At 72.6% G+C, this 20,063-nt stretch carries 21 protein-coding genes; 6 read left to right on the top strand and 15 right to left on the bottom strand.

The window, feature by feature from the left end; genetic code table 11:
- Positions 1-54 precede the first annotated feature (54 nt).
- The gene (gene modC / locus BMX97_RS07155; RefSeq protein WP_091747334.1) at positions 55-1,149 is read right to left on the bottom strand and encodes a molybdenum ABC transporter ATP-binding protein; all 1,095 of its coding nucleotides are present in this window, start codon (positions 1,147-1,149) and stop codon (positions 55-57) included.
- A 13-nt stretch (positions 1,150-1,162) separates the two neighbouring features.
- Entirely contained in the window at positions 1,163-1,849 is a 687-nt protein-coding gene (gene modB, locus BMX97_RS07150) for a molybdate ABC transporter permease subunit (protein ID WP_091747331.1), read from the bottom strand.
- A 153-nt stretch (positions 1,850-2,002) separates the two neighbouring features.
- On the opposite strand from modB, the gene BMX97_RS07145 reads away from it, so the two are divergent.
- The 5 genes from BMX97_RS07145 (at position 2,003) to BMX97_RS07125 (ending at position 6,330) form a co-directional block, all read left to right on the top strand.
- Positions 2,003-2,680: a glutathione S-transferase family protein gene (locus BMX97_RS07145; protein WP_091747949.1), complete on the top strand. Its 678-nt coding sequence runs from the start codon at positions 2,003-2,005 to the stop codon at positions 2,678-2,680.
- A 114-nt stretch (positions 2,681-2,794) separates the two neighbouring features.
- Complete coding sequence (locus BMX97_RS07140; RefSeq protein ID WP_091747328.1) at positions 2,795-3,559, top strand: HpcH/HpaI aldolase family protein; 765 nt, start codon at positions 2,795-2,797, stop codon at positions 3,557-3,559.
- 22 nt (positions 3,560-3,581) lie between these two features.
- Positions 3,582-4,196 (top strand): alpha/beta hydrolase, encoded by a 615-nt coding sequence (locus BMX97_RS07135; RefSeq protein WP_091747326.1) that lies wholly within the window; start codon positions 3,582-3,584, stop codon positions 4,194-4,196.
- A 424-nt stretch (positions 4,197-4,620) separates the two neighbouring features.
- Positions 4,621-5,184, top strand: a complete 564-nt coding sequence (locus BMX97_RS07130; RefSeq protein WP_091747323.1) for a pyridoxamine 5'-phosphate oxidase family protein — start codon at positions 4,621-4,623, stop codon at positions 5,182-5,184.
- 63 nt (positions 5,185-5,247) lie between these two features.
- The gene (locus tag BMX97_RS07125; protein WP_091747320.1) at positions 5,248-6,330 is read left to right on the top strand and encodes a catalase family protein; all 1,083 of its coding nucleotides are present in this window, start codon (positions 5,248-5,250) and stop codon (positions 6,328-6,330) included.
- 61 nt (positions 6,331-6,391) lie between these two features.
- Here BMX97_RS07125 and BMX97_RS07120 read toward each other — a convergent pair whose 3' ends face one another.
- The 12 genes from BMX97_RS07120 to BMX97_RS07065 all read right to left on the bottom strand — a co-directional run bounded on the left by BMX97_RS07120 (position 6,392) and on the right by BMX97_RS07065 (position 16,581).
- Positions 6,392-6,898 (bottom strand): hypothetical protein, encoded by a 507-nt coding sequence (locus BMX97_RS07120; RefSeq protein WP_091747317.1) that lies wholly within the window; start codon positions 6,896-6,898, stop codon positions 6,392-6,394.
- Positions 6,895-7,110: a hypothetical protein gene (locus BMX97_RS07115; protein WP_091747313.1), complete on the bottom strand. Its 216-nt coding sequence runs from the start codon at positions 7,108-7,110 to the stop codon at positions 6,895-6,897. The genes BMX97_RS07120 and BMX97_RS07115 overlap by 4 nt, the downstream gene beginning before the upstream one ends.
- A gap of 22 nt (positions 7,111-7,132) precedes the next feature.
- Positions 7,133-8,134: a formate dehydrogenase subunit gamma gene (locus tag BMX97_RS07110; protein WP_177202141.1), complete on the bottom strand. Its 1,002-nt coding sequence runs from the start codon at positions 8,132-8,134 to the stop codon at positions 7,133-7,135.
- Positions 8,135-8,143: 9 nt separating this feature from the next.
- The gene (fdh3B, locus tag BMX97_RS07105) at positions 8,144-8,740 is read right to left on the bottom strand and encodes a formate dehydrogenase FDH3 subunit beta (protein ID WP_048442646.1); all 597 of its coding nucleotides are present in this window, start codon (positions 8,738-8,740) and stop codon (positions 8,144-8,146) included.
- An 11-nt stretch (positions 8,741-8,751) separates the two neighbouring features.
- The gene (locus BMX97_RS07100) at positions 8,752-11,694 is read right to left on the bottom strand and encodes a formate dehydrogenase subunit alpha (protein WP_091747307.1); all 2,943 of its coding nucleotides are present in this window, start codon (positions 11,692-11,694) and stop codon (positions 8,752-8,754) included.
- A gap of 8 nt (positions 11,695-11,702) precedes the next feature.
- Positions 11,703-11,972: a formate dehydrogenase gene (locus BMX97_RS07095; protein ID WP_091747304.1), complete on the bottom strand. Its 270-nt coding sequence runs from the start codon at positions 11,970-11,972 to the stop codon at positions 11,703-11,705.
- Between the two features lie 100 nt (positions 11,973-12,072).
- Positions 12,073-12,669, bottom strand: coding sequence for a TorD/DmsD family molecular chaperone (locus BMX97_RS07090; RefSeq protein ID WP_091747301.1), 597 nt, complete (start codon positions 12,667-12,669; stop codon positions 12,073-12,075).
- Positions 12,670-12,798: 129 nt separating this feature from the next.
- Positions 12,799-13,602 (bottom strand): DUF3306 domain-containing protein, encoded by an 804-nt coding sequence (locus tag BMX97_RS07085; protein WP_091747298.1) that lies wholly within the window; start codon positions 13,600-13,602, stop codon positions 12,799-12,801.
- Entirely contained in the window at positions 13,599-14,108 is a 510-nt protein-coding gene (locus BMX97_RS07080) for a DUF3305 domain-containing protein (protein WP_091747295.1), read from the bottom strand. The genes BMX97_RS07085 and BMX97_RS07080 overlap by 4 nt, the downstream gene beginning before the upstream one ends.
- Positions 14,108-15,115, bottom strand: a complete 1,008-nt coding sequence (locus BMX97_RS07075) for a DUF6352 family protein (protein WP_091747292.1) — start codon at positions 15,113-15,115, stop codon at positions 14,108-14,110. Before BMX97_RS07075 ends, BMX97_RS07080 begins: the two co-directional genes overlap by 1 nt.
- Before the next feature lie 228 nt (positions 15,116-15,343).
- Complete coding sequence (locus BMX97_RS07070) at positions 15,344-15,916, bottom strand: DUF6505 family protein (RefSeq protein ID WP_091747289.1); 573 nt, start codon at positions 15,914-15,916, stop codon at positions 15,344-15,346.
- Positions 15,913-16,581 (bottom strand): biotin/lipoate--protein ligase family protein, encoded by a 669-nt coding sequence (locus BMX97_RS07065; protein ID WP_091747286.1) that lies wholly within the window; start codon positions 16,579-16,581, stop codon positions 15,913-15,915. The genes BMX97_RS07070 and BMX97_RS07065 overlap by 4 nt, the downstream gene beginning before the upstream one ends.
- Before the next feature lie 201 nt (positions 16,582-16,782).
- On the opposite strand from BMX97_RS07065, the gene BMX97_RS07060 reads away from it, so the two are divergent.
- A complete protein-coding gene (locus BMX97_RS07060) occupies positions 16,783-18,762 on the top strand; it encodes a 4Fe-4S binding protein (RefSeq protein ID WP_177202154.1) in 1,980 nt (659 codons plus the stop codon).
- Positions 18,763-18,765: 3 nt separating this feature from the next.
- On the opposite strand, the gene BMX97_RS07055 is transcribed toward BMX97_RS07060, so the two are convergent.
- Positions 18,766-20,034, bottom strand: a complete 1,269-nt coding sequence (locus BMX97_RS07055) for a c-type cytochrome (protein ID WP_091747283.1) — start codon at positions 20,032-20,034, stop codon at positions 18,766-18,768.
- Between the last annotated feature and the right edge of the window lie 29 nt (positions 20,035-20,063).

Raw genomic sequence — 20,063 nt, 5'->3', positions numbered from 1 at the left:
ATCGTGACGACATCGACGGCCCGGGACGCGATCCGCGTCCCGGGCCGTTCCGTTTCAGACCTCCAGCACCCCGATCGTCTCCTCGTCGAAGGCGACGCTCTTCACGATCGCCAGCACCGGCAGCCCCGGCGCGAGGGCGAGCTCGTGGGCGGCGAGCCGCGTGACCTCGGCGACCAGCACCGCGTCGCCGCAGGCGATCTCGACCCGGGCATGGGCGCCCTCCCCCGGCGCGACGGCGACGACCGTGCCGGGCAGGACGTTGCGGGCGCTCAAGCCGCGCGGCGCCTCGCGGGCCACCAGCACGTCGCGGGCCCGCACCCGGACCCGGAGGCTTGAACCGGTCGGCAGGGGAACGCGCGGCACGGTGAGCCGGCCCGGCGCACCGTCGAGGTGGGTCAGCCCGAAGGCGTCGTCGTGGGCGGCGACGCGCAGGGACAGGAGGGCGCCGGTCTCGGCCGTCTCGCGGCCCGGGAAGAGGGCGGCCCGGCGCAAGACCTCGGCGGCGGGGCCGCAGGCCGCGACGCGCCCCTCATCCAGCACCACCACGGTATCGGCGAGACGCGCCACCTCGGCCACCGCGTGGCTGACATAGACGATCGGCACCCGGGCCTCGTCGCGCAGCCGCGCGACGTAGGGCAGGATCTCGGCCTTGCGCGCTGCGTCGAGGGCCGAGAGCGGCTCGTCCATCAGGAGGAGCCGCGGGCGGGCGAGCAGCGCCCGGCCGATCGCCACCCGCTGGCGCTCGCCGCCCGACAGCCCGGCGGGCCTGCGCTCCAGGAGGGGCGCGATGCCGAGGAGATCGGCGACCGCGTCGAGGCTCGGCCCGCCGGAGCGGGTGCGGGCGAAGAAGCGCCCGAACAGCAGGTTCTGGCGCACGCTGAGATGCGGCATCAGCCGCGCCTCCTGAAAGACGTAGCCGATCCGGCGCCGGTGCACCGGCACGCGGATCCGCGCCGCGGTGTCGAGGAGCGTGACGCCGTCGACCACGATGCGCCCGTGATCCGGCCGCACCAGTCCGGCGATCACGTCGACGAGGGTCGACTTGCCCGAGCCCGAGCGGCCGAACAGGGCGGTGACCCGGCCCGCCGCCGCGAACTCCGCCTCGAGCGCGAAGGCGCCGCGGCGATGCCGCACCGAGACTTCGATCATGCAGGGGCGCCCGTCATGCCCCGAGCCGGGCCTTGGCTCGCCGGGCCAGCCACTCCGATGCGACGAGCGCCGCCATCGACAGGGCGACCGAGACCAGGGTGAGGCGCAGCGCCCCCGCCTCGCCGCCCGGTACCTGGGTCAGGGTGTAGATCGCCGCCGGCAGGGTCTGGGTCTCGCCCGGGATGTTCGACACGAAGGTGACGGTGGCGCCGAACTCCCCCATCGCCTTGGCGAAGGCCAGCACCGCCCCGGCGAGGATGCCCGGCAGCGCGAGTGGCAGCGTGACGACGAGGAAGATCGCGGCCGGCGCGGCGCCCAGCGTGCCGGCGGCCTGTTCGAGCTTCGTGTCCACCGCCTCGAACGACAGCCGCATCGCCCGCACCATCAAGGGAAAGCCCATCACCGCGCAGGCGAGCGCCGCCCCGGTCCAGCGGAACGAGAACACGATGCCGATCTCGGCGAGCGCCGGCCCGAACCAGCCCCGGCGGCCGAAGGCGAGGAGCAGCAGGTAGCCGGTCACCACCGGCGGCAGGATCAGCGGCAGGTGGACCAGCCCGTCGAGGAGCGCCCGGCCGCGGAACTCGCGCCGGGCGAGCAGGTAGGCGACCGCGAGGCCCGGCAGCAGGCTCGCCAGCGTCGCCATGCTCGCCACCAGCAGGCTGAGCCGCAGCGCGCTCCACTCGTCGGGGGTCAGGAACAGGGCATGGACTCCCCGGTGGGACGATCCCGCACCATGGCGGATCGGCGTCCGGAGTCCAGGCCCCGCACGGCAACGCTGCGTTTCAGTCCGCAGCGGTTGATCCGCGCCGGCAATTGGGGAGTGTGAGAGCGACCGATCGCGATGGAGCCCCGGATGATCACCTTCTACTTCAACGGTTCACCCAACCCGACCAAGGTCGCGCTGTTCCTCGAGGAGGCCGGGCTTCCCTACGAGGCCGTGGCGGTCGACACCCGCAAGGGCGAGCAGTTCGCCCCCGACTTCCTGAAGCTCAATCCGAACGGCAAGGTGCCGGCGATCGTCGACGACGGCCAGGTGGTGTTCGATTCGAACGCGATCCTGCTCTACCTCGCCGAGAAGACCGGCCGCTTCCTGCCCCCGTCCTCCGAGCGGGCCGCCCTCCTGTCCTGGCTGATGTTCGTGGCGACCGGCATCGGCCCGTTCTCCGGGCAGGCGGTACATTTCCGCAATTTCGCGCCGGAAAAGGTGCCCTACGCCAACGACCGCTACCAGTACGAGGCGAAGCGCCACTACGGCGTCCTCGACCGGCACCTCGCCGAGCACGAATGGATGGTGGGCGAGGCCTACGGCATCGTCGACATGGCGGTGTGGGGCTGGGCCCGGATGCTGCCCTTCGTGATGGGCGAGGACGCCTATACCGATCTCCCCAACGTGAAGCGCCACGTCGACGCGATCGCGGCCCGCCCGGCCGCCGCCAAGGCCGTCGCCCTCAAGGACCGCTTCACCTTCAAGGCGGAGTTCGACGCCGAGGCGCGCGGTCACATGTTCAAGCACCTGGCCAAGGCGGGGTGATTTCGGACGGATGATAGCGTCCGTCCCGTTCGCGACCTCGTCCGGGGGCGCGGTTTGGGACGGACGACGACGGACATTCGACAAGACCGACAACAAAAGCCGGGAGGACACGCCATGAAATCCTTCGACAACCCGTTCAAGCGCGGCCTTGCCGAGGACCGCCGGCTCGCCGGCCTGTGGATGACCACGGGCTCGGCCGGCATCACCGAGCTCGCCGCCGGCGCCGGCTTCGCCTGGATGCTGATCGACATGGAGCACTCGCCCAACGACCTGATCCAGGTCGTCGACCACCTGCGCGCCGCCGAGGGCGGCACCGCCGAGCCGGTGGTGCGGGTGCCGTGGAACGAGCCCGTGATGGTCAAGCGCCTGCTCGACCAGGGCGCCCGCTCGCTGATGTTCCCCTTCGTGCAGACTGCCGAGGAGGCGCGCCGGGCGGTCGCGGCGACGCGCTACCCGCCGCACGGCATCCGGGGCTTCGCCGGGGCCTCGCGCGCGACCGGCTACGGGTTGCGGCCGGACTACCACGCACGCTCGGCCGGGGAGGTCTGCGTCGTGGTGCAGATCGAGACCGCGCAGGCGCTCGAGGCCGCCGGCGAGATCGCCGCGGTGGAGGGCGTCGACGGCGTGTTCATCGGCCCCAACGACCTCGCCGCCAGCATGGGTCACCTCGGCCAGCCCGGCGCGGCGCCGGTGCGGGCGGCGATCGCCGCCGCCCTGCCGCGGATCCGCCGGGCCCGCAAGGCGGCGGGCATCCTCAACTTCGACGAGGCCGGGGCGAAGGCCGAGTTCGAGGCCGGGTTCGGCTTCGTGGCGGTGGCGGGCGACGCCGCGCTGCTTGCCCGCGAGACCCAGCGGGTCGCGAAGCTCTTCGGCGCCTGAGCGCCGCATCCGGAGGATCCCGATGGCCGCCCTGTCGTTCCAGCACCGCTTCGAGCCCGCCGCCGACCCGGCGCTCCCGCCGCTCCTGCTCCTGCACGGCACCGGCGGCGACGAGGACGACCTCCTGCCCCTCGGCCGGGCGCTGGCGCCCGGGGCGGCCCTGCTCTCGCCCCGCGGCCAGGTGCTGGAGGGCGGCGCGCCGCGCTTCTTTCGCCGCCTCGCCGAGGGCGTGTTCGACGAGGCCGACGTGGTGCGCCGGGCCGGCGACCTCGCCGGCTTCGTGGCGGCGGCGCGGGCCCAGTACGGCCTCGCGCCGCCGCTCGCCGTCGGCTTCTCCAACGGCGCCAACATCGCCGCCGCCCTGATGCTGCTGCATCCGGGCGTGCTCGCCGGCGCCGTGCTGCTGCGGGCGATGGTGCCGCTCGCAACTCCGCCGGCCGGACGCCTCGACGGTGAGAGGGTGCTGATCCTGTCGGGACGGATGGACCCGATCGTGCCGGCCGACAACGCGGCCGGCCTCGTCGCGATGCTGCGGCAGGCGGGTGCCACCGTCACCCACGAGGTGCTGCCCGCCGGCCACGGCCTGTCGCAGGCCGACCTGGTACGGGCGAAGGCGTGGCTCCGCGAACGCGCGTAGCCGTCACGACGCCAGCGCCGGCCACCCGAACGCCTCCCGCAGCCGCGGCAGGGCGAAACCCACGAAGGCGCGCACCTTGGGCACAACGTTGCTCCCCTCCCCGGGGCGACGACGTGGATCGACCGGGGCGGCTCGGCCGGCGCGAGCAGTAGGATCAACGCACTGCCTCGGCGATCCGCTAGGAGAAGCCGCGCACGATGCCGTCGCCCGTCTTCGCCGAACCTGGGGCGGCCTCGATGCCGTCGGCGAGGAGGCGCGGCGCGAACCGCACGACCCGCGGCGCCCCGATCCGGTCGATGATCGTTGCAGTTTCCGGAATGCTGACTGCCGGATCGCGACCATTCTGCCGCGCCGCGCGGGAGACTATCTCGGACCACGGCGCCGGTCAGGATCCGATCCGGCCGGGCGCGATGGGAGGCCGGTCATGCGGCGGTTCTTCGAGATCCTGTTCACCCCGGCGGTGCGGGCGGCGCAGAGCCGCCTCGATTCGCCCTTCGCCGGCCACGACGTGTCCGGCCCCGCCCTCGACGCCCGTCTCGGGCCGAACGAGGCCGAGTTCCTGGCGGCCCGCGACAGCTTCTTCCTCTCGAGCGTGTCGTCGGACGGCTGGCCCTACATCCAGCACCGCGGCGGGCCGGCGGGGTTCGTCCGTGTCCTCGACGCGGACACGATCGCCTGGGCGGAATTTTCCGGCAACCGGCAATACCTCACCCTCGGCAACGTCGCGGGCGACGACCGGGTGGCCTTGTTCGTTCTCGACCATGCCGCCCGGCGAAGGCTGAAGCTGATCGGCCATCTCGCCTTCCACGAGGCCCGGGAGCGGCCGGACCTCGTCGAGGCGGTGAGCGTCGCGCCCTACCGGGCCCGGATCGAGCGGGTCGCGGTGCTGCGGGTCGCGGGCTTCGACTGGAACTGCCCGCAGCACATCACGCCGCGCTTCACCGCCCCCGAGATCGAGGCGGCGATGCGGGCCTCGCGAGAAGGCTGAACCGGCGACAGGGAGACGACGTTGGGGATCAATCGCGACAGCCCCCGACCGAAGGACATCGGCATGACGCCCTTGCGCTATTCCCCCGACATCGAGACGCCGGCGCCGGACGAGCAGGAGACGATCGACGGCATCATCAAGGGCATGACGCAGCAATCGGAGACGGTCGAGAAGCGCGAGCACCATGCCGTCCGGGCGAGCCACGCCAAGAGCTCGGCCTGCGTCGTCGGCGAACTGACCGTCGCTCCCGATCTGCCGGCGGAGCTGGCGCAAGGCCTGTTCGCGCAAGGCCGCACCTACCCGGTGGCCGTGCGCTTCGCGCAGGGACCCGGCGAGACCCTGGGCGACCGGGTCTCGACCCATCGCGGCATGGCGATCAAGGTGTTCGGCGTCACCGGGGAGAAGCTGCCCGGCCACGCCGAAGACACCCAGGACTTCGTGCTCGCGACCGGCACCACCTTCCCGTCCGGCACGGCGGCCGGGTTCCTGCGGGACGGGGCGGTGATCGGCAAGAGCGCCGGCTTGCCGGAGGGGGTGAAGAGCGCGACGGCGGCAGTGGCGCGCAACCTCAACAAGGTGCTGCACGCCTTCGGCACGGAGAGCGCCATGGCGGATTTCTTCGGCCATCCCTTCAGCCATCCGCTCGCCGACAGCTATTTCAGCCAGGCGCCGATCCGCTTCGGCGACTACGTGGCGAAGCTCGGGGCGGTGCCGGATTCCGCGGCCCAAGCCGCGCTCGCTGCGTGGCGCCTCGACCCGAAGACCGACGAGGACGGTTTCCGCCACGCCGCCGTGGCGTATTTCCGCGAGAGCGAGGCGGTGTTCACGCTGAAGGCCCAGCTCTGGTCCGACGCCGAGACGCAGCCGATCGAGGATGCCTCCGTCGACTGGCCGGTGGGAACCAGCCCCTACCGCACCGTCGCGACGATCCGGCTGCCGCGCCAGGACGCCTACGGCCCCGAGCGGGTGCGCTACTTCGACGAGGTGATGACCTTCCGCCCGGCCCACAGCCTGGCGGCCCATCGCCCGCTCGGCTCGGTGATGCGGGCACGGCTCCAGGTCTACAAGGCGCTGAGCGCTTTCCGGCACGCGGAGAACGGCGTGGCGGAGCGGGAGCCGACGGGTGTGGAGCAGATCCCGGCGTGAGCCTCGCGCGGTGACGGACCGTCTTCCCTCTCGCCTGCGGGAGAGGGAAGACGGGTTCCGCTCACTGTGCCGAGAAGAACTTCGGGTCGAGCGCCGAGAGCGAGAGCAGCGGCGCCGGCATCACCACGCCGGCGACCCGCATGGCCCGGGCCGCCGCGCGGCAGGCCTGGATGTCGCCGCTCGCCGCCGCCGCATCGACCTTCGCGACCAGTTCCGGGCTCGGGCCCTTCGGCGCCGGTGCGGCGGCCGGCGCAGGCGCGGCCTGGCTCTGGGCCTGGCCCTGCGGGCCTGCGGCCCCCGGCCCGGTCTGGGCCACCGGGCCGCTCAGACCCGACTTCTGCTGCGTCTCGCCGGCGCCGTTGCTCGGCTGCTGCGCCGCGCCCTTGTCGGGCGCCTGGACGGCGGCGGTGGCGGGCTGCGCCGGGGCCGGGGCCGGGGCGTCCGGCGCCTTCGGGTGCACGAAGGCGACGAGCTCCTGGCACAGGTTGGCCGGCGGGCCGCCGGCCTGCGCCGCGGTCGCGCCCGCGGCGAGGCCGGCGGCGGCGAGGAGGACCAGGCCTGTCTTCACGAGCCCGCCTCCGCCTTGTGGTGCCCGCCCTGGCCGGGCTCCCTGATGCCGCCGGTCCAGCGCGGGCCGACGAGGTTGGTGCCGGGGTCCGAGACCCGGGCGCCCGAGGTGGCGAAGGCCTGGTAGGCGAAACGCTGGTTCTCGGCGAGCAGGAAGCTCGCCGCGGTGGCCAGGACCACGGCCGCCGCCACGGCGACCAGAAAGGCTTTCATCGCTGCTGCTCTCCCCGCCCGTTCACTCGGCCGGCACCTGACCGCGGCCGAGCTGCGGCCCGCTCGCGGTCTTGGCCTGCTGCTCTTTCACCCAGAGGTCGTGGTGGACCTTGGCCCAGGCCAGGTCGACCTCGCCGCTGCCCATCGCGTCGTAGGCGCCCTCCATGCCGAGCGACCCGATATAGATGTGGGCCAGGATGCCGGCGATGAACACCACGCCGATCAGCGAGTGGATCACCTGCATGATCTGCATCCCGTTGATGTCCGTGACCGCGAACGGGAAGATCATCATCAGGCCGGTGGCGCTCATGGCCAGCCCGAAGCCGACCACCATCCAGAACACCATCTTCTGGCCGGCGTTGAAGCGGCCGGCGCTCGGATGCGCGTCGCCGATCAGGCCGCCGCCCTGCTTGAGCCAGATCCAGTCGATCTTGCCGGGGATGTTGTCGCGCACCCACAGCACCAGCATGAACAGCACGCCGAGCATGAACGGCCAGGCGAGGTAGATGTGAGCGTACTTGCCGTACTGGGCCAGGGTTGCGAACGCCTCGGGCCCGATCAGCGGCATCAGCAGCCGCTTGCCGAAGATGTAGTTGAGGCCCGACAGCGACAGCACGATGAAGCAGGATGCGGTCATCCAGTGCGAGAAGCGCTCGAAGCCGTTGAAGCGCAGGATCTTCTTGCCCGATTCCTCGCTGTGCTCGAGCCGGATGCGCCCGCGGGTGAAGTAGAACAGGCCGAGCGCGGCGATCATGCCGAGCACGGCGAGCGCCCCGATCCACGGCATCCAGGATTCGCGGAACGCCCGCCATTCCCGCCCCTGAGGCTGGATCAGGTTGGCGGCGGTGGCGTTCGGGATCGAGATCCGGCCGTGGATCTTCGGGTCCTGCTTGAACAGCATCTCCTCGTTGACCGAGGAGGCGGTGGGGTTGGGCGCGCCGTCCGGCGCGCGGACCTGGGCGAGGGCGGGAGCCGCCAGCGCCAGGGTCGCCGCCAGGAGGGCGATGGAGGTGAGCCTGCGCATCGACATCCCTCAGATCGCGATCGTCTCGCGGTAGGCCGTCTTCCAGCCCCACGCGCCCGAGCCGTAGCCGCGCTTGATCACCCGCTCCTTGTAGATCTGGGCGATCATCTCGCCGTCGCCGGCGAGCAGCGACTTGGTCGAGCACATCTCGGCGCAGAGCGGCAGCTTGCCCTCGGCGAGCCGGTTCGAGCCGTACTTCTCGTACTCGGCGACCGAGAGGTCGACCTCGGGGCCGCCCGAGCAGTAGGTGCACTTGTCCATCTTGCCCCGCGAGCCGAAGTTGCCGACGCGGGGATATTGCGGCGCCCCGAACGGGCAGGCGTAGAAGCAGTAGCCGCAGCCGATGCACAGGTCCTTGGAGTGCAGCACCACGGCATCCGCCGTGGTGTAGAAGCAGTTCACCGGGCACACCGCCGCGCAGGGCGCGTCGGTGCAGTGCATGCAGGCCATCGAGACCGAGCGCTCGCCGGGCTTGCCGTCGTTGAGGGTGATGACCCGGCGACGGTTGATGCCCCACGGCACCTCGTGCTCGTTCTTACAGGCGGTGACGCAGGCGTTGCACTCGATGCAGCGGTCGGCGTCGCAGAGGAACTTCATTCTGGCCATGAGGATCCCCCTTACGCCGCGCTGATCTGACAGAGGGTCACCTTGGTCTCCTGCATACCCGTGACGGGATCGAAGCCGTAGGTGGTGACGGTGTTGACGCTCTCGCCGAGCACCACCGGGTCGGCGCCCTTCGGATAGAAGTCGCGCATGTCCTTGCCCTGGAACCACCCCGAGAAGTGGAACGGCATCCAGGCGACGCCCTTGGCGACGCGATCGGTCACCAGCGCCTTCACCTTGGCCTTCGACGAGTTCTCGGGGCCGTGTACCCAGACGAACTGGCCGTCCTTGATGCCGCGCTCGGCGGCGTCCGCCGTGTTGACCTCGACGAACATGTCCTGCTGCAATTCGGCGAGCCACGGGTTCGACCGGGTCTCCTCGCCGCCGCCCTCGTACTCGACGAGGCGGCCGGACGAGAGGATGATCGGGAACTGCTTGGCGATGCCGCGATCGACCGCCGCCTTCTGCACCGAGAAGCCGACATTGGGCATGCGGAACTGCCGCTCGTCGGGCCGCGTCGGGTACTTGGCGACGAGGTCGGGCCGGGGCGAGTAGACCGGCTCGCGGTGGACCGGCACCGGGTCGGGGAGGTTCCAGGCATTGGCCCGGGCCTTGCCGTTGCCGAACGGGATCACGCCGTGGTCGAGGCAGACCCGCTGGATGCCGCCCGACAGGTCGGTGGCCCAGCTGACCGCGTCCGGGTTGTTCCCGCCGATCCGCTTGATCGTGGCGAGCTCGGTCTCGGTCAGGTCCTTGTCCCAGCCGAGCTTGCGGAACACCCCGAAGGTGAACTCGGGGTAGCCGTCGGTGAGGTCGGAATCCTTGGTGAAGGAATCCTCGGCCAGCAGCGTCTGCCCGTTGCGCTCGGTGCCGAACCGCGCCCGGAAGGTGCTGCCACCCTCCTTCACGTGAAGCGACGTGTTGTAGAGGATGTGGGTGCCCGGATGCTTCAGCTCCGGCTTGCCCCAGCACGGCCAGGGCAGGCCGTAATAGTCGCCGCCGACCTCCGGGTCGTCCTTCGGCGCGCGCAGCGTCACGAGGTCGAACTTGTGCTGGTTCTTCATGTGCGCCTTGAGGCGCTCGGGGCTCTGGCCGCTGTAGCCGGTCGACCAGCCGCCGCGGTTGATCTCCCGCAGGAGGTCCTCCGCCACCGGGATGCCGTCGACGACCTTGATGTTCTTGAACAGCGACTCGGCGAAGCCGAGCTTCACCGCCATCCGGTAGATCACCTCGTAGTCGTTCTTCGACTCGAAGGCCGGCTTCACGACCTGCTCGCCCCACTGCAGCGTGCGGTTCGAGGCGGTGCGCGATCCATCCATCTCCAGCGAGGTGCAGATCGGCAGGAGGTAGGTGTTGTCGCGCCGTGCATCCATCGCCGCGAAGGTGGTCGGGTGCGGGTCGGCGACGACCAGCAGCTCCAGCTCCGCCATGCCCTTCACCGCCTCGGGCATCCGGGTCACGGTGTTGCCGCCGTGGCCGAACACCATCATGGCCTTGAGCGGCGTGCGCTGGTCGACCTGCTCGGGCGGCAAGCTCACCGCGTCGAACCACCGGGTCGAGGTGAGACCGGGGGTCTCCATGTTCTCCTTGCGCGAGCGGGCCTTGCGGCCGGCGCTGGCGGGCACCTCGTCGAAGCGCGACTGCAGCCAGTCGTACTCGACCTCCCAGACCCGGGCCCAGTGCTTCCAGCCGCCCTCGACGAGGCCGTAATAGAGCGGCAGCGTCGTGACATCGAGGCCGAGATCCGTCGCGCCCTGGACGTTGGTGTGGCCGCGGAAGATGTTGGCCCCCGTCCCCGGCTTGCCGACGTTGCCGGTGGCCAGGCACAGGATGCACAAGGCCCGCACGTTGGCGGTGCCGACCGTGTGCTGGGTCGCGCCCATGCACCAGATCAGCGTAGCGGGCTTCTCCTTGGCGAAGAGCTCGGCGACGCGCTTGAGCTGCTCGCCGGGCACGCCCGACACCCGCTCGACCTCGTCGGGCGTCCACTTGGCGACCTCCTTGCGGACGTCGTCCATCGCGTAGACGCGGCTCTCGATGAAGGCCTTATCCTCCCAGCCGTTCTGGAAGATGTGCCAGAGGATGCCCCACACCACCGGGATGTCGGTGCCGGAGCGGATGCGGACGTACTCGGTCGCGTGCGCCGCTGTGCGGGTGAAGCGCGGGTCGATGACGATCATGTTGGCGCGGTTGATCTCCTTGCCCGACAGCACGTGCTGCATGGAGATCGGGTGCGCCTCGGCGGGATTGCCGCCGAGGATGATCATCGTCTTGGCGTTGCGGATGTCGTTGTAGGAATTCGTCTGGGCGCCGTAGCCCCAGGTATTGGCGACGCCCGCCACCGTGGTCGAGTGGCAGATGCGGGCCTGGTGGTCGACGTTGTTGGTGCCCCAGTACGCCGCGAACTTGCGGAACAGGTACGAGGCCTCGTTGGTGAACTTGGCCGAGCCGAGCCAGTAAACCGAATCGGCGCCGTTCTTGGCGCGGATCGCCTGGAGCTTGTCGGTGATCTCGGTGATCGCCTGGTCCCAGGAGACCCGCTGCCACTCGCCGTTGACGATCTTCATCGGGTAGCGCAGGCGGCGGTCGCTGTGGACCAGCTCACGGATCGCCGCGCCCTTGGCGCAGTGGGCGCCTCGGTTGATCGGGCTCGCCCAGGACGGCTCCTGGCCGACCCAGACGCCGTTGACGACCTCTGCCGTCACCGTGCAGCCGACCGAGCAGTGGGTGCAGATGTTCTTGCGGATCACGGCCTGGGCGGGATCGGCGGACGAGCCGGCGGCCTGGGCCGGACGCACCGCGCCGAGCCGCACCGTGCCGAGGGCCGCGAGGCCGCCGGCGGCGAGTCCCGATTTCCGCAGGAAGCCGCGGCGGTCGAGGGTGTGGGCGGTCAGGCCCGCGGCCAGCGCCTGATGGCTGCCGCGGCCCGCAACGCCGCTCCTGCGCTTGGTCAGCATCGCCGGTCTCACTTCTTGAGCGTCTCGTAGCCGTTGGTGCGGTAGAAGGCCTTGACGTGATCGGTCTCGCGGTAGCGCGATCGGGTCTCGTCATTGCCGGGGTCGTAGGCCTGCGCCTCTGTGGGCGTCAGCGGCACGGAGGCGACCGCGGCCGCCGCCGCGGCGGTGCCGCCGCCGAGCGCGCGGAAGAACTGGCGCCGTCCGAGCCGCGAGTCGTCCTTGCGGGAGTCGTCCTTGCGCGAGCCGTCGTCCTTCCGGGTGTCGTCGTCCTGCCGCATCGCGGCTCTCCTCTTCGAAACCGTCTCGCTCGGCGCCGCCGCGACCGGCGCGCCGTGATGTCGTGAGGGGCTGACGCCCCGGTCTCCGTCCGTCGTCGGCCTACGCCTCCATGGCGAAGGCTTCCGTCTCGATCGTCGTGAACACCTCGCCGAGCTCGCCGACCGCACGGTAGAACGGCGTCGTCGCCTGCGCGGCAACGTCGGTGAAGAAGCGCCCGATCCACGGCTTCAGATGCCGCTCGAAGAAGCGGTGATCCGTGTCCGGCTCCGCCGCCAGGCGGCCCGAGGCGAGGCTCGCCATGACCTCGAGCAGGGTCGCGGCGTGGTCCTCCGGCTCGCTCGACGAGGGATCGCGCTCGAGACCGAGCGCGGCCAGGTCCTGGCGCACCCGCGCCAGCGGGCGCTCGTTGAGGAAGCCGGTGAGGTAGTACGAGGCGTATGGCATGATCAGCCCGCGGCCGACGCCGACGAAGAGCGCGAAGTAGTCGCGCCCGACCTCGCGCGCATCCGCCTCGCGGGCGGCGCGACCCAGCGCCTCGTGCGCGCGGCCGATCGGCGAGCCGTCGCCGGTCAGGCCGTGGAGCGCCGCGAGCAGGTCCGGCGCCGGCGCACGCCCGAGCAGGGTCGCCAGGAGGTCGTATTCCTGCGCGCGCAGCGCGTCGATCTCCTCGACCGGACCCGTCCCCTGACCCACCATCACCTCACGCCACGCAAACTCGACCTCCCGACGGGACCCGTTTCCCCTCTGTTTCTGGTGGAGGATCGGGCGGTCCGGGCCGGCACCATAGCCGGGAAACCGTCGCGCGCAATTCTACTTTCTAACGCTTCAAATCGGACTCGCCCCGCCATGGCGTCGCAGGCGGGGTGGAGCGGCGGGATCGGGAGGCGTCTCGGGATCGGGTCCACGACGATCCGGGGCGGTCGCGTCGCCGAGCGGCGACAAGACTGTCCGGGCGAACGGAAGGGCGGGGGTGTCCCCTCTCCCCGCGGGCCGGGAGAGGACGTCATCCCCCTCGTCGGGGATGACGTGAGCGGAGGCATAGCCGGAGCGAGGGTGAGGAGGTGTTTCGGAAGGAGCCTCGTCCGGCGCCACCCCCTCACCCTCGCGGCGAACCCCCGGTTCGCCGCTCGCTCCGCCGACTGCGAGGTCGGCGGAGCCCTCTCCCCGCCCGCGGGGAGAGGGGGAACGCGCGACCTCCCCGGAATCGTCGCTCACGGCGGGGGTAGACGGCTTCTCGGCCCCCCCGAACACCCGCTCGACCATCGCCCGCACCTCCTCGGCCGGGATCAGGCCGCCGGTGCCCGGCACGCCGCCGGGGGTGTTCCAGTCGTAGGCGTATTCCCGCGCCTCGCTGACGAAGTCGCGGATCGCGGGATCGACCGACCACATCCGGCGCAGCGCCGCGTTGCGCAGCACCCGCGGCACCCCGGCGCGCAGGAACGGCGCGAGGTCGGTGGCGGCGGTGAGGGTGTCGAGGGAGGGGAGCGCGGCCAGCTCCTCGGGGGTGAGGCTCCCCTCCTCCGCCAGCTCCGCGGCGACGTCGGTCGCGGGCGCCTCCGGCACCTCGACCGGCCGGCGCGCCTCGTCGCGCTTGCGCCGCGACCAGCGGGAGAGGAAGCCGTCGCTCACGGCTCCTCCGGCCGGCGCCGGGCGCCGGCTTCCTGGCGGGCCAGCGCCTCCGGGTCGGCCCGGTCGCGCTTGCGCTTGTGGAAGACCCGCTCGACGTGGAACGCCCGGTAGAAGGCGCCGATCTCGGCCTGGATCTCGGGCGGCATCGGCACCGCCTCGACGATCTCGCCGATACCCTCGGCGAGCGATTCGCCCTCGTAGGGATCCGCCGTGACGGTCGCGACCGCGTAGGTCTCCGGGCCGGTCTCGCGCAAAGCCACCCAGAGCGAGGGCTGCGCCGCCGCGAGGTTGTCGCCGTAATGCGCCGTCTCGGCCGGGTGCAGCTCGACCTCGTAGGCCCCGGCGTAGAACGTCTCTTCCTCCTCGGAGGCCGACAGGCGGGTCCAGGGCTCGGTGCCGGGGAGCCCCGGCAGCACCGCGACGGGCAGCCAGGCATGGCTCGCCCACGGACCCTTCAGCCGACGCTTGGCGACGACGACCCCGACGGTGATCAGCTGCGTGCCCATCAGGCCTCTCCGGTCGCAACGAGGGGGAGCCCGGCGATCAGGTTCTGCGGCTTCATCGTCACCAGCCGGTCCGGGCTCATGGCGAGGAGCAGGTAGACCGGCCGGCCGTCGAGCCGCGGGTCGGCCCGGGCGGGATCGAGGATCGCGAGGCGAAACAGCGCCAGCACCCGTTCGCTCGCGGCGGAATCCACCGTTTCGCCGCGCCACAGGGCGTTGCCGATCCGCGTCCCCTCGGCATCTAGGCCGACGAACCAACGCCAGTCCCTGTCCTCGATCGCGGGGATCGGCGCGACCGCCACCTCGACCGCCATCAGGTGGCGCAGGAAGGCCTCGATCGCCCGCGCCAGCCCCTCGCGGCTCCTGGGATCCGAGCCGAGGTTGAGCGCCATGCTGAAGGCGTCCGACCGGCTCCAGTAGGTCCAGGCGTTGTCGCCGGTTAGAACGTCGAGCTCCGAGACCGGCTCGCGCCCGAGCATCGCGACGAGGGGCGATGACCGCCCCGCCCCCTCGGCCTCGTCGATCAGCTCGGCATCGGCGAGCAGCAGCGATCCGTTGCTGACCGAAGCCCGCTGCGGCCGGAAGAACAGCTCGGCGGCCCGCAGGGTGTAGGGGTCGTTGCAGCCGTCGAGCGCGTTGCGCAGGATCAGGTGGACGAGCTGGTTGAGGAAGAGCGGCGGCGTGCCGGCCGCGCCCTTTCGCACGAAATCGAGATAGGCCGCCTCGACCGAGCGGGCGGCGAGCAGCCGGTCGCGGAAGGCGAGGATCATCTCCCAGTTCTCGCGGGCATCGGCGTCGGCCAGGGCCGCGACCTCGGTGGGTGCCACCCTGCGGCGGGGATCGGCGAGGAGCGCGGCGTACAGCGCCCGCTCGGCGTCGCAGGCCTCGTCCGGCGGCACCAGCTCGGGACGCGCGAGATAGGCCAGCAGCAGCTCGTCGGTGACGACGAGCCCGCCGCCCGCGTCGCGCCGGGTGAGATGATGGCCGCTCGAGACCCAGAATTCAGGCATGGTGGGGATTCGGAACCGGGTGAAGAATAGTGTTGCCAAAGATGGACGATGAGGCTTGGCATCCCACCCGCGACCTCATCCTGAGGCGCGACCAACGGGAGCCTCGAAGGAGGCCTCCAGAAGGCACAGGGATCATTGGAGCCCTCCTTCGAGGCTGCCGCAAGCGGCAGCACCTCAGGATGAGGTCGCGGGTGGGATCGCGGCCGGCGGCGTGAAGCGAGGAAACCGTCATCGCGGATCGCCGTCCGGCTTGCCGGCCAGCAACCCCGCGAGGTCGACCCGCTCCTCCGGCTCGTCGTCGGTTTCGTAGAAGTCGAAGGCGCGGGCATAGGCGTGGCGCCGGTCGGTGCCGGGGACGGCGCCCTCCCGGGGGCGCAACGCGCGGAAGCGCTCGCGGATCTCGCCGTCCTCCAGGGTCCGGTGCAGCGCCAGCACCGTGCCGACCGGCGGGCCGCAGAGCGATTCGGCGATCCCGATCTCGTCCCGGGCGGCCGCGAGCGCGCTCGCGCGGTCCGGGGCGCCGAGGCGGGCCTGGAACTGCGTCGCCAGGGCCTCGGTGGCGGCCTCGCGCTCGGCCTCGCTCGCCTGGCTCACCACCACCAGGGTCGAGAAGCCGAACGAGTCGATGCCGACGAAACCGGCCCGGAACGCCGCCCGCGCCTTGCCGGCGAGCAGGGCCGGATCCTCGTCGAGGAACAGGAAGCTGCCGCTCACCGCCCACTCGCCGGGAGGGGCGGCCACGGGAAAGACCAGGGTGTCGGAGGGGTCGAGGCGAAGGGTCCGGGGAAGCTTGAGACTCACAGGCGCGGTCCTCCCCGGGCCGGGTCGAACCAGCCGGCCCCGTCGAGGGCGGGCGGGCCCGCCTCCGTCCCGAGGAACCCGCGGGCGCGGGCCCGGGCACCGGCGGCCCCGTCCTCGGCCCAGAGCGCGAGGCCGCGCAGGAGGTGGCGGGCGAAGCTCTCGACGAGGGCGACGCCCGTGGTCGCGAACCCCTCCTCCTCCAGCGAGGTCGAATCCGGCGTGTGGCCGGGATCGCCCGCCTCGCGCTTCGAGGCGATCAGCATGCAGGAGAACACCAGCCAATCGGGTACCGCGTCCTCGCCGCAGGAATCCGGCCAGGCGAGCCGTCCGCCGCCGAGGCGGGCGCGGTCGAAGAACAGGGCCCCGGCCGCATCGACCGTCACCGGCTTGTCGGGCGGCCCGTGGCTGCCGACCGTCTCGGCCAGCGCCGTCAGGCCGACGAGCCCGGCGAGGCGGGCGACCGCGAGCGGCTCCTCCGGCGCCAGCACCACGGCGACGTCGACGAGATCGGGCCGGGCGCCGACCACCAGGGTACCGGCGGCCTCCGCGTCGGCGGCCGCGAGGGCGCAGGCCCGCTCGTGCGCCGTCTCGCGCGCGGCCGGCGGCAGGCGCACGGCCCGGAAGGCGGGGGGCAGCAGCAGCCCGGGGGAATCCGCGAGGGTCATGAGGGAGATGAGCGGCCTGCGCGCACGTGTCGGATCGTTCTTTTTAACGGCTCCTATATAGGGCTGGACCACTGAACAAGGGGCATGACGCCCCAGGGGGCGCGAGGCGCCCCGGCCTCCGGCGAGGCCGGGGACCGCGCCCGGTCGGAGACGCGCGCGGTGTCGGATCGGATCGTGATCGCCTGTTCCTGCGAGGGCAGCATGCCCCTCGATGCGGCGGCGATCGGCAAGGGCTGCGGGGGCAGGCTGGAGACGGGCGACCAGTTCTGCGGCCGCGAACTCCCGCGGGTGCGGGCCGCCCTGGCCTCGGGCATTCCCGTCACCGTGTCCTGCACCCTCAAGGCGCCGCTCTTTCGCGAGGTGGCCGAGGAACTGGGCGCGGAGGACCGCGTCGCCTTCGCCAACATCCGCGAGACGGCCGGGTGGTCGGCGCAAGGGCCCGCCGCCGGGCCCAAGATGGCCGCCTTGCTGGCCGCCGCCGCGGAGGCGATGCCGGCCCCCGCGAACGTGAGCTTCGAGAGCCAGGGCGTCGCCCTGGTCTACGGCCGCGACGAGGCGGCGATCGAGGCCGGGCGGCGTCTCGCCGACCATCTCGACGTGACGGTGCTGCTCTCGCGGCCCGGCGAGGTCGCGGTGCCGGCGAGCGGCGAGATCCCGGTCCTGAAGGGCACGGTGCGCGCCGCCAAGGGCCATCTCGGCGCCTTCACCCTCACGGTCGACGACACCGCCCTGCCCCTGCCCTCCTCGCGCCGGGCGCTCGCCTTCGGGCCGTCCCGGGACGGGGCGACCTCGACCTGCGACATCGTCGTCGACCTCACCGGCGGCACGCCGCTCTTCCCGGCGCACGACGTGCGCAGCGGCTACCTCCGGGCCGATCCCCGCGACCCGGCCGCCGTGGAGCGGGTGCTGTTCGAGGCCTCCCACCTCGTCGGCACCTTCGACAAGCCGCGCTTCATCGACTTTCACGCCGACCTCTGCGCCCATTCGCGCTCGCGCATCACCGGCTGCACCCGCTGCCTCGACGTCTGCCCGACCGGCGCCATCGCGCCGGCCGGCGACCACGTCGCGATCGATCCCCATGTCTGCGCCGGCTGCGGCTCCTGCGCCTCGGTCTGCCCGACGGGGGCCGCCGCCTACGCCCTGCCGCCGGCCGACGCGCAGATGCGCCGCCTGCGCACCCTGCTCGCCGCGTTCCGCAAGGCCGGCGGTACCGCGCCGGTGCTGCTGATCCACGACGACGCGCACGGCGCGCCGCTCATCGACGCCCTCGCGCGCTTCGGCGACGGGCTGCCGGCGGACGTGCTGCCGTTCCCGCTCAACGAAGTGACGCAGGTCGGACCAGAGCTCGTGGCCGCGGCCTTTGCGTACGGCGCCGGCGCGGTGCGGTTCCTCGTTCGCGCCCGGCCCAAGCACGACGTCGCCCCGCTCCTGCGCAACGCCGCCCGGCTCGAGACGATCGTGCAGGCTCTCGGCTACGGCGCGCCGGCCGGCGGCGCCGTGGTCTCGCTGATCGAGACCGACGATCCCGACGCGCTCGGCGAGGCCCTGGCGACCGGGCCCCGCGGCACCCCCGCCCCGGTCCCGTCGGGCTTCATGCCGGACGGCGACGTGCGCGGCGTCCTGCGCTTCGCGGTCTCGGAGCTGCACCATGCCGCGCCGCATCCCGTCGACCGGGTGGCGCTCGATGCCGGCGCGCCCTTCGGCGGCCTGTCCTTCGACACCGCGGCCTGCACGCTCTGCCACGCCTGCGTCGGCGCCTGCCCGACCGGCGCGCTCGCCGACGATCCCGACCGGCCGCGCCTGACCTTTGCCGAGAGCGCCTGCGTGCAGTGCGGCCTGTGCGCGGCGACCTGCCCGGAGGACGTGATCGGCCTCGTGCCGCAGCTCGACTTTACCGCCTGGGCGGTGCCCCGCCGGGTGCTGAAGGAGGAGGAGCCGTTCGAGTGCATCGCGTGCGGCAAGGCCTTCGGCACCCGCAGCACGGTCGAGCGGATCGTCGGCCGCCTGCGCGACCGCCACTGGATGTTCGCCGGCCCGGCCGGCGAGCAGCGGATCAAGGCGCTGATGATGTGCGACACCTGCCGGGTCTCGCACGTCCTCACCGAGGGCTTCGACCCCCATGCCGCGGAGGAGAACCGGCCGCGGACCTCGGAGGACTACATCCGGGCGCGGCAGGGCTGAGCCTCACCGCGTCGCCTTCTCCAGGAACCGCACCAGGGCGGCGCGGTCCTCGGCGTCCTGCACGACCTGCTCGGGCATCTTGGTGCCGGGGGTGAACCGGGCGGGGCCGATCTCGAACAGCCGCGCGATGGTGTCGGCGGTCCAGACGATGTCGAGCTGCCGGAAGGCCGGCGAGTAGGCGTAGCCCGGCGCCGTCGCGATGCGGCGGCCGAACACCCCGTGGAGCGTCGGCCCGGCGCGGTTGCCGCCGTCCGGCGTCAGGGCGTGGCAGGCCTCGCAGGCGCGGAAGACCTCCGCGCCGCGGTCGCCCGCGAAGGCCGCGAGCCCGTCGGCCGGGCGCGGCATGGCGAGCGGCCCGATCGGCTCGCCGGTGGCGAGGTCCCAACGCCGCACCAGCCGGTCGCCGCCGCCGGTGACGAGCTCGTCGTCGCCCCGGAAGGCCAGCGACCAGACCGGCAGGCCCGGCCCGACCAGGGTGAGGCGCACCCGCGCCGCCTCCCGGTCGATCACCGCCACCGCCCCGCCCACCGTCGCGGCGGCGAGCCGCTTCCCGTCGGGCGAGAGCGCCAGAGCCACCACCGGGCGGGGGCCGACCGCGACCTTTCCCCGGATCCCGCCCCCGGGCGCGAGCAGGTGGACCGCCCCGTCGGCGCCGGCCGCCGCGATCACCCCGTCCGGCGCGGCGGCGAGCGCGTTGACGGGCGCAGGCAGCGCGATGACCCGGGCCTCCCCGGCCTCCGGCCAGATCCGCACCGTCGCGTCGTAGCCGCCGGTGACGAGGCAGCCGTCGGGCAGGAACGCCACCGCGTTGACGTTGCCGCCATGCTCCCGGACCAGCACCGGCCCGCCGTCGAGCGGCGTCACCCGGGCGGTGCCGTCCCAGGCCGAGGAGGCGACGCTCCGCCCGTCCGGCGACACCGCCAGCCCCGTCACCGGACCGGCATGGCGGGTCAGGATCCGCTCCGGCTCGGGCCCGGCGCGCCACAGGGCGACGCGGCCGTCCTCGGCGCCGGTGAGCATCCCGCCGTCGGCCAGCCACGCCACCGCGTTCACCGCCCCCTCGTGGAAGCGCAGGACGCGCAGGGCCGTGCCGTCGTCGAGCGACCACAGGATCGCCGACTGGTCGAAGCTGCCGGTGAGCGCCCGTGCCCCGTCCGGCGTCACCGCGAGCGCCCGCACCGGGCCGCCATGCCCGCGCATCGGCATCTCGGCGCGGGACGCCGCGGGCAGCGCGACCGCGAGGGCGAGGAGGGCGAGGCGGAGGGGACGCATGCGGCGCGGGATTTTCCTTGCGGTGGCGC

Origin of the sequence: Methylobacterium sp. ap11 (assembly GCF_900110515.1) — a bacterium.
Lineage (GTDB): Bacteria > Pseudomonadota > Alphaproteobacteria > Rhizobiales > Beijerinckiaceae > Methylobacterium > Methylobacterium ajmalii.
Note: the sequence above shows the minus strand (reverse complement) of the source record. Positions and strands in the feature narration are given on the sequence as shown.